This window comes from Lampropedia cohaerens, from assembly GCF_001005215.1.
Lineage (GTDB): Bacteria > Pseudomonadota > Gammaproteobacteria > Burkholderiales > Burkholderiaceae_C > Lampropedia > Lampropedia cohaerens.
In genome coordinates, this window is record NZ_LBNQ01000005.1 from 31031 (window position 1) to 45080 (window position 14050).

10 protein-coding genes and 2 tRNA genes are annotated in these 14050 nt (G+C 63.4%); 6 read left to right on the top strand and 6 right to left on the bottom strand.

All coding sequences use genetic code 11. From position 1 onward, the window contains the following. Window position 1 precedes the first annotated feature (1 nt). The 4 genes from AAV94_RS00210 to AAV94_RS00225 form a co-directional block, all read right to left on the bottom strand. Complete coding sequence (locus tag AAV94_RS00210; protein WP_046740315.1) at window positions 2–619, bottom strand: SAM-dependent methyltransferase; 618 nt, start codon at window positions 617–619, stop codon at window positions 2–4. Next, window positions 612–1724, bottom strand: coding sequence for an S-(hydroxymethyl)glutathione dehydrogenase/class III alcohol dehydrogenase (locus AAV94_RS00215; RefSeq protein ID WP_046740316.1), 1113 nt, complete (start codon window positions 1722–1724; stop codon window positions 612–614). The genes AAV94_RS00210 and AAV94_RS00215 overlap by 8 nt, the downstream gene beginning before the upstream one ends. A gap of 55 nt (window positions 1725–1779) precedes the next feature. Next, window positions 1780–2070, bottom strand: a complete 291-nt coding sequence (locus AAV94_RS00220) for a metal/formaldehyde-sensitive transcriptional repressor (protein ID WP_046740317.1) — start codon at window positions 2068–2070, stop codon at window positions 1780–1782. 389 nt (window positions 2071–2459) lie between these two features. Beyond that, a complete protein-coding gene (locus AAV94_RS00225; RefSeq protein WP_197407972.1) occupies window positions 2460–3896 on the bottom strand; it encodes a sensor histidine kinase in 1437 nt (478 codons plus the stop codon). 309 nt (window positions 3897–4205) lie between these two features. Between AAV94_RS00225 and AAV94_RS00230 the strand changes: the two genes are divergently transcribed. After that, window positions 4206–4838, top strand: a complete 633-nt coding sequence (locus AAV94_RS00230; RefSeq protein WP_046740319.1) for a response regulator — start codon at window positions 4206–4208, stop codon at window positions 4836–4838. Window positions 4839–4913: 75 nt separating this feature from the next. Here the strand turns inward: AAV94_RS00230 and AAV94_RS00235 are convergent. After that, window positions 4914–4989, bottom strand: a tRNA-Asn gene (locus AAV94_RS00235). A 243-nt stretch (window positions 4990–5232) separates the two neighbouring features. Here AAV94_RS00235 and AAV94_RS00240 point away from each other — a divergent pair. The 3 genes from AAV94_RS00240 to AAV94_RS00250 all read left to right on the top strand — a co-directional run bounded on the left by AAV94_RS00240 (window position 5233) and on the right by AAV94_RS00250 (window position 7866). Further along, a tRNA-Asn gene (locus AAV94_RS00240) sits at window positions 5233–5308 on the top strand. 82 nt (window positions 5309–5390) lie between these two features. Then, window positions 5391–5990 carry an IMPACT family protein gene (locus tag AAV94_RS00245; protein ID WP_046740337.1) on the top strand — a complete coding sequence of 200 codons (600 nt, stop codon included), beginning with the start codon at window positions 5391–5393 and terminating at the stop codon, window positions 5988–5990. Between the two features lie 154 nt (window positions 5991–6144). Continuing rightward, on the top strand, window positions 6145–7866 hold the full coding sequence (locus tag AAV94_RS00250) for a long-chain fatty acid--CoA ligase (protein WP_046740320.1): 1722 nt from the start codon (window positions 6145–6147) through the stop codon (window positions 7864–7866). Window positions 7867–7906: 40 nt separating this feature from the next. On the opposite strand, the gene AAV94_RS00255 is transcribed toward AAV94_RS00250, so the two are convergent. Beyond that, complete coding sequence (locus AAV94_RS00255) at window positions 7907–8884, bottom strand: AEC family transporter (RefSeq protein WP_046740321.1); 978 nt, start codon at window positions 8882–8884, stop codon at window positions 7907–7909. Window positions 8885–9086: 202 nt separating this feature from the next. Here AAV94_RS00255 and recQ point away from each other — a divergent pair, with 202 nt between their 5' ends. Then, window positions 9087–10964, top strand: a complete 1878-nt coding sequence (gene recQ / locus AAV94_RS00260; protein ID WP_046740322.1) for a DNA helicase RecQ — start codon at window positions 9087–9089, stop codon at window positions 10962–10964. Between the two features lie 587 nt (window positions 10965–11551). Further along, on the top strand, window positions 11552–13768 hold the full coding sequence (locus AAV94_RS00265; RefSeq protein WP_046740323.1) for a TonB-dependent siderophore receptor: 2217 nt from the start codon (window positions 11552–11554) through the stop codon (window positions 13766–13768). Window positions 13769–14050: the final 282 nt, after the last annotated feature.

Consider the following 14050-nt stretch of genomic DNA (forward strand, 5'->3'; position numbering starts at 1 on the left):
TTCAAGCAGGTTTGCGGCCAATGAACTGGACGACTGCGGCAAGCCCCGTATGCCCCTGGCCTTCGCGCACTTCACGTTCGGTTTCACGCAGCAGCAGCGGCTCCAGCGTGGGCCATTCGGCACGAATCTTGTCCACGCTCATCAGCATGTCTGCGTCCTTCGGGCCGCCGGTACTGCGTGGCAACTGGTCGAGCGAATAGGCTTCCAGCAGAAATATCCCGCCCGGCTTCAGGCTGCGCACCACCAGCGGATAAAGCCGCTGGCGGAGGCTGCTTGGCAGATGGGCAAAGATGGAGATGACGGCACCAAACTGTTCCGCCTGTGGCGTGTAGGTGGCCAGATCGGCGCAGAGCGTGCGGATGTGCACGCCACGTTCGGCCGCCAGTTGCTCGGCCTTGCGCAGCCCCACTTCCGACAGATCGACACCTAGCACATCCAGCCCCCGCTGCGCCAGAAACACAGCGTTGCGCCCTTCGCCTTCCGACAGCGACAGCACGGGGCCTGCAAGCAGGCGGTGGTGCTCGGCCAGAAAGTCGTTGGGCGCCGTACCGTAGAAAAACGCCGCGCCGCTGTAGCGGTCGTCCCAATGGGTACTGGCGGCATTCAATCCATCAGCCATAGTGCACCACGGAGCGGATGGACTTGCCTTCGTGCATCAGGTCGAACGCCTTGTTGATGTCGGTCAGCGGCATGGTGTGGGTAACGAATGGTGCCAGCTGGATCTTGCCGGCCATCGCGTCCTCGACCATGCCTGGCAGCTCGCTGCGGCCCTTGACGCCACCGAAGGCGGTGCCCAGCCAGCGGCGACCCGTAACGAGCTGGAAGGGCCGCGTGCTGATTTCCTGGCCGGCACCAGCCACGCCGATGATGACGGACTGGCCCCAGCCGCGGTGCGCGCACTCCAGTGCGGCGCGCATCACGTGGACGTTGCCGATGCATTCGAAGGAGTGGTCCACGCCCCAGCCAGTCATTTCGATGATGACCTGCTGGATGGGCTTGTCATAGTCCTTGGGGTTGACGCAATCGGTTGCACCGAAGGTGCGCGCCAGCTCGAACTTGGCCGGGTTGGTGTCGATGGCGATGATGCGTCCTGCCTTGGCGAGCTTGGCGCCCTGGATGGCGGCCAGGCCGATGCCGCCGAGGCCGAACACGGCCACGGAATCGCCTTCCTGCACTTTGGCAGTGTTCTTGACAGCGCCCAGCCCCGTGGTGACCCCGCAGCCGAGCAGGCAGACCTGTTCAGGATTGGCGTTGGGGTTGACCTTGGCCAGCGAAACTTCGGCCACGACAGTGTATTCGCTGAATGTCGAGCATCCCATGTAATGGTAGATCGGCTGGCCGTTGTAGGAAAAGCGCGTGGTGCCATCAGGCATGAGGCCCTTGCCCTGGGTGGCGCGCACTGCCACGCACAGGTTGGTCTTGCCGCTCTTGCAGAACAGGCATTCGCCACATTCGGCGGTGTAGAGCGGGATGACGTGGTCGCCAGGCTTGACGCTGGTGACGCCTTCGCCGACCTCGACGACGATGCCTGCCCCTTCATGGCCCAGCACGGCAGGAAAGACTCCTTCCGGATCATCGCCCGACAGGGTGAAGGCATCGGTGTGGCAGACGCCGGTATGGGTGATCTTGACCAGCACCTCGCCCTTGCGGGGCGGTTCGACGTCGATCTCGACGATTTGCAGAGGTTGGCCTGCGGCGAATGCAACAGCAGCACGTGATTTCATGGGAACTCCTTGATCAGAACGAAAGGGAAGAAAAGCAGGGGAAAGAGGACAGCGCTTATCGGACGTAGGCGCGCACGATGCGCATCACCTCGTCCACGGCGTGGTTCAGCGCCTGTGCATCAGGCGGCGTCGTTTGCGCTGGCGGCGTGACGAAAGTCTCGCGCAGATGCATGTCCAGCACCTCGGTCATCAGGCTGGTGGCCGCGCCGCGCAGCGCGGCAAGCTGCTGCAGCAGCTGCGCGCATTCGGTGCCGGCCTCGACGGCACGTTCCAGGGCTTCGGCCTGGCCTCTGATGCGGCGCAGCCGCGTGACGACGCGGCGTTTGTCTTCGGCAATATAGGGCATGAAGATTCCGTATGAATGACGCCGCATCGGGCGGCATGGGTTGAATGCTCTCAAATACTATGGGGGAGTATAGTTTATGGGCGGAAAAATGCAAGTGCTCCGGTGCAAGGCTTGCGCCGGCGAGGCAACAGCACAGGCTGTCCATGCTTCTCGGTGCGGCAGCACGTTGCGCCGAGTCAGGAACGCACCGCCATTGCCTGCAACGTCTTTGGCACAACTGCTATCGCCGCTGGGTGGCAGGGCGCACGCCTCTCCTGCGCAGGCATGGCGCGCCAGCGAGGCGGACGCTGCGCAGGTTGCAAGCGAACACCTGGGCATGTCGCACCACTTGTGCGGTGCGCAGTGGCGGGGAGCTGCCCAAGGGGACGAAAAATCCGAAAGGGAAGGGCTTACGCGGGGTGGCTGGCGGCTGCGGCTGGTGCGGCCGCTTCCGTGTTGACGGCGGGCAGCGGAATCGTCGCCTGGACGGTGGTGCCGGCGCCGGGGCGGGACTCCACCACCAGTTGCCCGCCGAGGGCCTCGACCCGGTGGCGCATGCCGCGAATGCCGTGTGTGGCGGTGCTGACGCTGTCGGGCTCAAAACCCTGCCCATCATCGCTGATGCTGACCAGCAGGTGTTTGGGGTAGCGATGCACGATGGTCTTGACGGTACTGGCCTTGGCGTACTTGGAGATATTGGTCAGCGCCTCCTGAACGATGCGGTAGACAGTCAGCTCCAGGTTGCGATCGCCCAGATCCAGATCCTCATGGTCGGACTGGATCTGCAGCTCGGTGCGTCGGGAGAACTCCTGCAGCAGGTTGTCCAGCGCAGCGTTCAAGCCCAGGGTATTGAGGGAGGAGGGGCGCAAGTCTTCGACGATGCGGCGTTTGAGGGCGATGACCTGGTTGAGCGTCTCGGTCAGATGCGCGACGCGCTCGGCGATCACCTCGTTCTTCATGTCAATGCGTGGGCGCAGCCGTGCGATGTCGAGCTTGGCGGCTGTCAGCAGCGCGCCCAGCTCATCATGCAGTTCATTGGCGAGGTGGCTGCGTTCGTGCTCGCGCACCTGCTGCAGGTAGGAGGCCAGCTCCGATAGCGATGCCGTGCGCTGGCGTACCAGCCGCTCCAATGCGTCGCGCTCACGCTCCAGGTGCTTCTGCACCAGCATGTCCTCGGCCTTGCGCGCACTGATCTGGCGAAGATAGAGCCAGAACGCCACCAGCGCGACCAGCGTGAGCAGCGCCACGCCCACGCGTGAGATGCCCAGAAAGCCTTGCAAGGTCTCACGCGACTGCATTTTTTTGTCATCCTGGTAGGCCAGCAGTTGCTGGCTCAGGGTCGCAGGGCGCTGGAACAGGCCGCTTGAGCGGTCACTGCTGAGCAGGAACTCCAGCGCTTCCATGCGATTTTGCTGGTAGAGCCGCAGGGCCAGCTCCATCTCCGTGATCTGGTAGACCACTTCATCGCGTAGTTCCAGCGCCGCCTCCCGATCCAGTCCTTGCTCCATCGCTGCCAGTTCGAGTTGCTCGATGTCCGAGGACAGCGACTGCAGCGCCTGTCTGTGTTGCTCGAGCAGTGACTCGTCGTCGGAGAGTAGGTAGCTGCGCAGGCTGGCCTGGGCAATGAACAGCGACTGCGTCAGCTTGTAGAGCGCGGTGCGGTGCTCCTGCAAGCCATAGTCGGTTTCCGCGGCCTTGCGTGCGCCCTGGTACGCATACTCATTGAGGCCCAGGAAGGCGATCGCCACGCAAACCGCCATGGCAAACAGCACCCTCGGATCAAGCATTTTCCTGCGCGGCGGCAGAGCGCGCCGGTCAGCGGCTGCGGGGCGGGGGGATTCGGTCATGGCGCGAAGCAGATAGCGGTGGCAAGGAGCCAAACGTACCATGGTTTTCTGGCCGTTGACGTAGGCCAGCGCTGGTTGTTGGGTTACGCGGTCCGGCGTTGCCAATGCAACATAGCGTTTCTTCTTACGTCGCTGTCTGACAAGCTCAAGCACAATTTGCTGAACAAAAAGAGTGGTACTGTCTGTCGGACGGAGTAGGGCCGCCCACTGGGCGGATGGCGTTTTCGCTGCATGTTTGCGGCACCGGCAGTGCTGTTTCTGGTCCGAGTCAGGCAACGTTTATCTGGCAGTTTTTTTCGGAGAGGTTTCATGATCACAGTTGGCATCGTGGATGACCACGCCATCGTCCGTTCAGGTCTGCGCCAGTTCCTTGCCGAGCATGTAGATATACGTGTTGTCGGCGAGGCCGCATCGGGGCGCGCCGCCATCGATCTGGTGCGCAAGGAGCAGATCGATGTGCTGATCATGGACATTGCCATGCCCGATCAGAATGGCCTGGACGTGCTGGCCATGCTGCGCGCCAAGGCACCGGACATGGGCGTGCTGATTCTCAGCGGATACCCTGAGGAGCACTACGCCGTCAACCTGATTCGCCAGGGGGCAAGTGGCTATCTCAACAAGGAGTGCGATCCTGCGGAAATCGTCGAGGCGATTCGCGTTATCTCGCTGGGCAAGCGCTACATCAGCCCCGGCGTGGCCGACCTGCTGGCGCAGCGGCTGGGCAAGGAGGATGAATCACTGCCGCATGAGCAGCTCTCCGAGCGCGAGTTTCAGGTCTTTCTCAAGCTCGCCAAGGGCAGAACGGCGGGTGCCATTGCCGAGGAGCTCTCGCTGAGCGTAAAGACCGTCAGCACCTACCGCACCCGTCTGATGACGAAGATGGCGCTGAACTCCAACAGCGACCTGACCTATTACGCGCTCAAGAACGGCCTGCTGGACTGAGCAAGCAGCCACTGCCAACGGCAGCGCACAAAACAAAAGGGACAGGCTTTGTAAAACCTGTCCCTTTTCCAATTCTGGCTCCCCGACCTGGGCTCGAACCAGGGACCTGCGGATTAACAGTCCGTCGCTCTACCGACTGAGCTATCGGGGAAAGAAGCCCGTGATTATATATCGAAAAAATCGTGTGCAGAACGCCGCGCATTCCGCCATCACCGAAGCTGGCAGCGGTCATGCTTGTCAGCTTTGGCACTGCCAAACAGCGATGGACCCAGGCGAGACCGACGTTCCCGAACCCCATTCACATCAAACCACAGTAAAAAATGGCAGTTGATGCGCGGCAACGCACTTTTTGTATCGGGTACTGCCAACTCTCTGCTATGATGCGCGGCTTCTTTCCCCGATAGCTCAGTCGGTAGAGCGACGGACTGTTAATCCGCAGGTCCCTGGTTCGAGCCCAGGTCGGGGAGCCAGTACAAGCAAAAAGCACCAGGCCTGGTGCTTTTTTTGCGCCCATCCAGCGTGCACCAGCAGTTGTGCGGCATCCTGAGCATCATGGCCACCACATTGGCGCGTGCGGCGCACAGCGAAATCATCATCAAAAAAAGCCGCTTCATCGGCTGCGTGCAGCCTGTCTCCGGGCGGGCGCAGGCGCAGGAGGTTGTTGCGGCGCTGTGGCGTGCGCATCCCCAGGCGCGCCACGTATGCTGGGCGCTGATGGCAGGCGGGCAATCGGCGGCCAATGACGATGGCGAGCCCAGCGGTACGGCCGGCAGGCCGATGCTGGAGGTGCTGCGCCACCACCAGCTCGACGGAGTGCTCGCCACCGTAGTGCGCTACTTCGGGGGCATCAAGCTGGGAGCTGGCGGTCTGGTGCGTGCCTACACCGACGCCGTTGCGCAGGCGCTGGCGGGGGCGGAGAAGGTGCTGCTGCAGCGCCAGTGGCAGTGGCTGCTGCGTGCCGACTACGCGCATGAGAACACCATCCGGCATGTGGCCGCCCAGCATGGTGCAACCATCGTGTCGGTCGACTATGGTCAACAAGTGATGCTGCGCATCTCGGTACTGGAGGCGCAGGCCCAACCCTTGCGCCAAGCCATCGACAATGCCACCCAGGGCGGTGTGCATTGGCAGGAAGGCCACGCCTTAGCGTGAACAGGTTCTGAGAGGCACGCGGCTGTAACGCAGGTGACGAAAACGGCCGCGTTCTGCGGGCGCGCCCCGTTGCCCTGGGGCAGGGGCGCGGCTAGCCTGTATGGACCGGGCTGCGCGCATGCGTTGCCTGCCCCTCTTTCCCGGAGTCCATGCCATGCCTTTGCACGATGCGTTCTGGCCCGAGCGCGTGCCGCGTCACGTCCCTGCAATTGCCACTTCCGTCTGGCACAACCTCGCGGTGAGTGCGGCGCGCTACCCCGACAAGGCTGCGCTGGTGTTCTTCGGCACCGTCACTACCTATGCGCAGCTGGCTGGGCAGGCCGAGCAGCTGGCTGCTTACCTGTACCAGCTGGGCGTGCAAAAGGGCGCGCGCGTCATCGTTTTCATGCAGAACTGCCCCCAACTGGTGATTGCGCACTACGCCATCCTGCGCGCCAACGCGGTGGTGGTGCCGGTCAACCCGATGAACCTTGCCGAGGAGCTGGCCCACTACATCCGCGACTCCGGCGCGTCGGTGGCGCTGTGCACCGCAGACCTCGCACCGCAGCTGGTCCAGGCTGCCAATGCGGTCGGGGCTGAGGGAGATCCGTCGCTGCAGCATCTGATCGTGACTGCATTCACCGATGCGTTCGATCCACAGGCAATGGGCGATGACGCGCCGCCTGCGGCATGGCGGGACTGGCTGTGTGGCGCGCCTGACGGCGCCATGCTGCAAGAAGGCCGCCACCATGCCTGGCGTGAGGCACTGGCATGCAGCGCGCCACCGCCGCCGCACACTGCGGGTCCGGCCGATCTGGCCGTGTTGCCCTACACCAGCGGAACCACGGGGCTGCCCAAAGGCTGCATGCATCCGCACCGCAGCATCCAGCACAACGTGGTGGGCGCTGCGCTGTGGGGGCAGCAGACCATGCAGGCCGTGTCACTGTCGGTAGTGCCGATGTTTCACATCACCGGCATGGTGGTGGTCATGCACGGCAGCATCTACCTGGGGGCTACGCAAATCCTGATGCCCCGCTGGGACAGGGAGCTGGCGGGGCGGCTGATTTCTAAATGGAAAGTGACGACGTGGACCAACATTCCGACGATGGTCATTGATCTGCTGGCCAGCCCCAATATCGCCGATTTCGATCTTGGCAGCCTCGAACACATCGGCGGCGGCGGTGCCGCCATGCCGCAAGCTGTTGCCCAGCGCCTGCAGGGTCAGTTCGGACTGGCGTATGTGGAAGGCTACGGGCTGACCGAGACCGCCGCGCCCACCCACAGCAATCCGCACCACCGGCCCAAGCAGCAGTGTCTGGGCATTCCCATCATCGGTACCTGCGCGTGCATTGTCGACCCCGATACCCTGGCGGTATTGCCGCCCGGCGCCCAAGGGGAAATTCTGGTGCATGGCCCCCAGGTATTCGATGGCTACTGGCGTAACCAGGCAGCCACCGATGCGGCTTTTGTGACACTGGAGGGCAGGCGATTCTTTCGCACCGGCGATCTGGGCCATATGGACGAGGAGGGCTATTTCTTTTTGACCGACCGGCTCAAGCGCATGATCAATGCTTCTGGCTTCAAGGTATGGCCTGCCGAAGTCGAAGCTTTGATGTTCCGCCATCCTGCTGTGCAGGAAGCGTGCGTTATCGGCGCGCGCGATGCCTACCGCGGTGAGACGGTCAAGGCATTTGTCGTGCTACGGCCAGGCCATGAGGCGCTCACGGAGGATGCCCTGATCGCATGGTGTCGCAACCACATGGCCGCCTACAAGGCGCCCCGGCTGGTGGAATTCGTCGATGCGCTGCCCAAGAGTGGCAGTGGCAAGGTGATGTGGCGCGCGCTACAGCAGCGCCAGGAGGCGATCGATCGGCAAGGTGTGGCCGCGGGACCATGACGTGCGCTGCGGCATCGGGCGCATGCGCTGCGCAGGGCGTTCACGCCCGGGGCAGCCAGTGAATCAGCAGCGCCAGTGTGACCGTGGAGGCGAGCGTGGAGAACAGCACGGTGCGGGCGGTCACCAGGCCGTCGCGCCGGTACATGTCAGCCAGCATGTAGGGGCCTGTGCCAGTGGGGAGTGCCGCCAGAATGACCGCTATTTGCCACAGCGGTGCGGGCAGGGCGAACACCCACACCGCCAGTAGCCAGGTCAGCGCGGGCATCAGCACGAGCTTGATGGCAGTGAGCTGCCAGGCGCTGCGCGTGGCGTGGCTGTCGTCCGCACGGATGGCTTGTTCGGCGTGCAGGGCGGTGCCGCTTCGGCTGGCCAGAAACAGGCCCAGACTGACCAGCGCGCAAGGGCTGGCTGCGGCGGCCAGCAGGTTCAGCAGCTGGTCGGCAGCCTGCGGCAGCCGCCAGTCAAGAGCGGCCAGCACTCCGCCAGCCAGCGGCGCGGCAATCAACGGGTTTTTCAGCAGGGACAGGCATACCCGCGGCAGCCACGCGTGCACCCGGCCCTGACCTGCCTGGCGCGCCGCCTCAATGCAGACAATGGCCAGGCCAAACATGACACACACCACCAGCATGGAAGCGATGGTGGTCGGCACCAGCGAGGCATCCCCATACAGTAGCAGCGTGAGTGGAAAGCCCATGTAGCCTGCGTTCGGGTAGGCCCCGGCCAGCGCAGTGACGCTGGCATCGGCCATGCTCTGGCCGCAGCGGCGTTGCCAGAGCAGCACGATCGCAAACAGGCCTAATCCGGCTACGGCGTAGGTGGCAATGAAGCCCGGCTGCAGCAGACTGGCGAAGTCGGCCTTGGCGAGGTTCTGAAACAGCATTGCCGGCAGCGCCAGCCAGACTACGAAACGATTGAGTTCGGCTGCCGATGCCGGGCCCAGCACCCCGATGCGGCGGCACAGATAACCTGCCGCAATCAGGCCAAAGACGGGAAAAATGATGGCAAGGACGTGGCCCATGACGCGATGCGGAAAAATTCGGGTGCGGCGGTGCTCGGCAGTGTACCCAGCATGCGCACATGGCGCAGTCAGGGGCCTTGCGGTCGATAATGTGCGTTTGCCTTATGCACGCAGATAGCGCGGCGGCAGTCTGGTGCCCCATGTGCCATCGCGCGCTGTCTGCGCCTGCTTGCCGCAGGTTTCTGTCCGAACTTGGTTTACTGTGTCCTCCCCCGCTTTTTCCCAGGCGCTGCATGTGTTGCAGCAGGTATTTGGCTACCCCGCCTTCCGTGGCCTGCAGGCCGAGATCATCGCCAATGCCATCGACGGGCACGATGCGCTGGTGCTGATGCCCACAGGGGGAGGCAAGTCGCTGTGCTATCAGATCCCGGCGATTGTGCGCCAGCAGCAGGGCCGGGGACTGACCGTTGTCGTGTCGCCACTGATTGCGCTGATGCACGACCAGGTGCGCGCACTGCAGCAGGTGGGCGTGGCGGCCCAGTGCCTGCATTCGGCACTGGATTTCGCGCAGGCGCAGAGTGTGCTGGCGCAGGCGCGCAGCGGCCAGTTGACCCTGCTGTATGCCGCGCCCGAACGCGTGACGTCTGCGCCGTTCCAGGACTTTCTCGCTGCGCTTTACCAGCGTGGGCAGCTTGCCCTGTTTGCTATCGACGAGGCCCATTGCGTCAGCCAGTGGGGGCATGACTTCCGCCCGGAATACCGGCAACTGGCGTTGCTGCACGAGCGCTTTCCACAGGTGCCCCGCCTGGCGCTGACGGCCACGGCCGATGCCGTCACGCGGGAAGACATTATCGAGCGCCTGCAACTGCAACAGGCACAGTGCTATGTGAGCAGTTTCGACCGCCCCAACATCTGCTATCACGTGGTCGAGAAAAGTGATGCGCGCCGGCAGCTGCTGCGCTTCATTGAGGACGAGCACGAAGGCGATGCCGGCATCGTCTACTGCCAGAGCCGCAAAAAAGTCGAGGAAACAGCCGAATGGCTGGTGCAAAACGGCATCGACGCCTTGCCCTATCACGCCGGTCTGCCGGCCGATGAGCGCCAGCGCCACCAGGACCGCTTCCTGCGAGAGGAAGGCCTGGTGATGACGGCAACCATTGCCTTTGGCATGGGCATCGACAAGCCGGACGTGCGGTTTGTCGCCCATCTGGACATGCCCAAGAACATTGAAGGTTATTACCAGGAGACTGGCCGGGCAGGGCGCGATGGCTTGCCTGCCGATGCCTGGATGGCCTACGGTCTGGCCGACGTCGTCAACCAGCGACGCATGATCGACGATCCGCAAAGCCCGGCCAGCGAAGCCCATCGCCAGGTCATGCGCGCCAAGCTGGACGCGCTGCTGGCCATGGCAGAGACCACCGAGTGCCGGCGCGTGCATCTGCTGGCGTACTTCGGCGAACATTCCGAGCCGTGCGGCAACTGCGACAACTGCCTGTTCCCGCCCGAGACCTGGGACGCCACCGAGGCAGCGCGCAAGCTGCTCTCGTGCATCTGGCGCGTGCAGCAAAAAAGCGGCATTGCGTTTGGTGCGGGCCACCTCATCGATATCCTGCGTGGCAAGCCCACGCCCAAGGTCGAGCAGCATGGCCACGCGCAGCTGTCCACATTCGGCATCGGCGCCGATCTGGGCGAGCGCCAGTGGAGTACGTTGATCCGGCAGCTGGTGGCGCGCGACGCCATCGTCGCCGACGCGGCCAGCTTCAACACCCTGCGTCTGGGGCCTGCGGCCAAGGCCGTGTTGGCCGGCACCCAGCCGATCCGCCTGCGTGTGGCCAGCGAGAAGCCCGCGCGCGGCAACGGCAGCCTGCGGCGCGCAACGCCAAGCACAAGCAGCGCGCGTGATGCGCAACTGGTCCAGCTTGATGCGGCCGCGCGCCAGCGCTTGCAGTCTCTCAAAGCGTGGCGCGCGGAGGTCGCGCGCGAGCACGGCATGCCCGCCTATGTGATCTTTCACGACGCGACACTGCTGGCCATCGCCACCGCACAGCCCGGAACGCTCGACGATCTGCGTGGCATTTCCGGCGTGGGCGAAAAGAAGCTGCAGGCCTACGGCGAGGAGGTGCTGCGACTTTGTCGCTAGTGGCCGGGGCGCAGACGCTCCGCGCTGGTGCAGAGGACTTAGAACCTGTTTACGCTCTTTTCATACGCCGCGTTGCCTCACCAGGCGATGCGATGCAAGGCGCAAACCGCAGTCGGGCTGTTGGCCCGACGAGGATTGGCAACGCCGCAGCGTGCGCCTGGCGAGCCAACCCCAAGGGCAGCCAGGCAAAGGCGCACCGGGCCGCGTTGCCCGCCTTGCGCAGACGCCCAGTCTGGGCTGCGGCAGGCGCCTTGCCCGCCGCGCCTTTGCCTGGCTGCGCGGCGCATGAAAAGACCGTAAACAGGTTCTTATCACTTCAACTCGATTGCGCATAGCCAGGCGGCTCACGCAGCGCCTTCGCCGTCAGGAAAGGGCGATACGAGCGCAGTCGATGGCTTGCGTCAAAATCGCTCCGTCGCACAAACGCAACGCGTCTAAAACACGCTGAATAATCGATATAAAAACAATTCGTATTAACTATACTTTCGGTTTCTGTTGTTTGACTGGAGCCGATTATGCGTTGTGCGCATACAACTGTTCGTACGTTCTTCCTGTACCACCACGCCGTTGCTGCAGCGGTCTGCGCAATGGTTGCCGCGCCTGGCTGGACGCAGGTGCAGGAGCCGGACACCTTGCCCGAGGTCGAGGTATTGGGAACGGCAGCCGATGCATGGAAGCAGGCGCCTGGGGTCTCCATCGTCACAGAGGAGGACTTGCGCAATCCGCCATCGAATGATCTGGCCGAGGTGCTGCGCAGGCAACCCGGCGTGAACCTCACTGGTAACTCCGCCAGCGGGCAGCGGGGCAACAACCGGCAGATCGACATCCGCGGCATGGGGCCGGAGAACACGCTGATCTTGATCGACGGGCGGCCCGTCAACAGCCGCAGCTCGGTGCGCTACGGCTGGCGCGGCGAACGCGATACGCGCGGTGACATGAATTGGGTGCCGGCCGACGCGGTCGAACGCATCGAGGTGCTGCGTGGCCCGGCTGCGGCACGCTACGGCAACGGCGCCGCGGGCGGTGTGGTCAACATCATCACCAAGGCGGTGCCGGAAAAGCTCAGCGGCAGCGCCACCGCTTACTACCTGCTGCCGGAAGATTCGCGCGATGGCGATGCGCGCCGCGCCACCTTCAGCCTGGCGGGGCCGATCTCCGAGAAGCTGGGTTTTCGCATCAACGCCAACGTGGCCAAGACCGATGCCGACGCATGGGACATCAACCGCAACCATGCCTCCACCCGCACCGGTATCTACGCCGGCACATTCCCGGCTGGTCGAGAGGGTGTGCGTAACCGTGATATTGCAGGGCGATTGTCGTTGGCGCCCAATGCCGATCACAGCATCGATCTGGACGTGGCCTTCAGCCGCCAGGGCAATATCTACGCGGGCGACACGCAGAACACCAATAATTTTGTTGTCGGAACTGATGGTCAGCTGACGCCTACGTCGCAAAAGGTGTTTGATGTGCTGGGCAGCGAAACCAACCGGATGTACCGCTCGACCTATGCGCTCACGCACAAGGGCCGCTATGCATTCGGCACGTCCATGGCGTATCTGCAATACGAGAGCACACGCAACAATCGCTTGGGTGAAGGGCTGGCCGGTGGGACCGAGGGGCTGCCTTCAGGTGAATTTACGATGTCTAAACTGGATACGATCACGGCCCATGGCGAGCTGAGCTTTCCTGCCGGATGGGGCGGGCGCAACCACATGGTGACGGTGGGCGCCGAGTGGGTGGAACAAAAGCTCAATGACCGCAACTCGGTAACCCAGAAAACGGACGAGGCCGGCAGCGTGCCTGGGATTCCCGACAGCGGGCGTGACAGCAAGATGTCCGCACGCATCGCCTCGTTGTTCCTGGAGGACAACATCGAGATCGGCAACGCCACCATTCTCACGCCCGGCGTGCGGGTGGATCACCACGACAAGGTCGGCATCAACTGGAGCCCTTCGGTGAACCTGTCGCACTACCTGACGGAGCAGGTCACGCTCAAGGCGGGGGTGGCGCGGGCCTACAAGGCGCCGAACCTGTACCAGCTCAACCCGAACTACCTGCTCTACAGCCGCGGCATTGGCTGCTGGGGTGCAGGGGGATCGTGCTATTTGCAGGGCAATGCCGATCTGGATGCGGAAACCAGCATCAACAAGGAACTGGGCATCGAATTCGCAGGCGAGAGCCTGCTGGCCGGGCTGACTTACTTCCACAACGACTACCGCGACAAGATCGAGGCGGGACAGACGCCGGTTGGCCAGGCTATCGGTGGAAAAGGGGACTATGCCAATGCGAACATATTCCGCTGGCATAACGTCCCCAAGGCCGTGATCTCGGGGCTGGAAGGCACAGTGAACTGGCACATCACGCCTGCACTGTCGTGGAGCAATAACTTCACCTACATGATCGACAGCAAGAACAAGACGACGGGCGAGCAGCTTTCGGTCATTCCAAAATACACCATCAACTCGCGCCTGGACTGGCAGGCCAGCGCGGCGCTGGACGTATTTGCCAGCGTGACGTTCTATGGGCGCCAGAAGCCCAACCGGCTCGACTACCAGGGGCTGGAAAAGACCGGCGAGGAAATGCAGAGTGTCTCTCCCTACGCACTGGTAGGCATCGGCGGCAGCTACGCCCTCGACGAGGACGTCACCCTCAGCGCAGGGGTCAACAACCTGTTCGACAAGCGGCTCTACCGCAAGGGCAACGCGGTGGGCGTGAACAACCCGCGCACCATCTACGGTGCGGGTGCAGCCACCTACAACGAACCGGGACGGGCGTTCTACGTGTCGCTGAACGCGCGGTTCTGAGAACCTGACTGATCGCAACCCCTTCATGCGCCGCTGGCAGGCTGCTCCTAGGAACATGTTCACGATCTTGCAGACCTCGCGTTGATCCGCCCGGGGGAAGGCAACGCAAGGCGCACACTGCAAGCTGGGCTGGGTGCCCTGCGAGGGTCTGCCGTGCGGGCGACTCAACCGCGAGGGCGGCCACGCAAGGACCGTGAACAACAGATGCCCATGACCACTGCGCAGTTGGCGTTGCGCCAGGGGCACTGCCATCGGATGGTCACAGGGCTGTGCTAGTGGCTT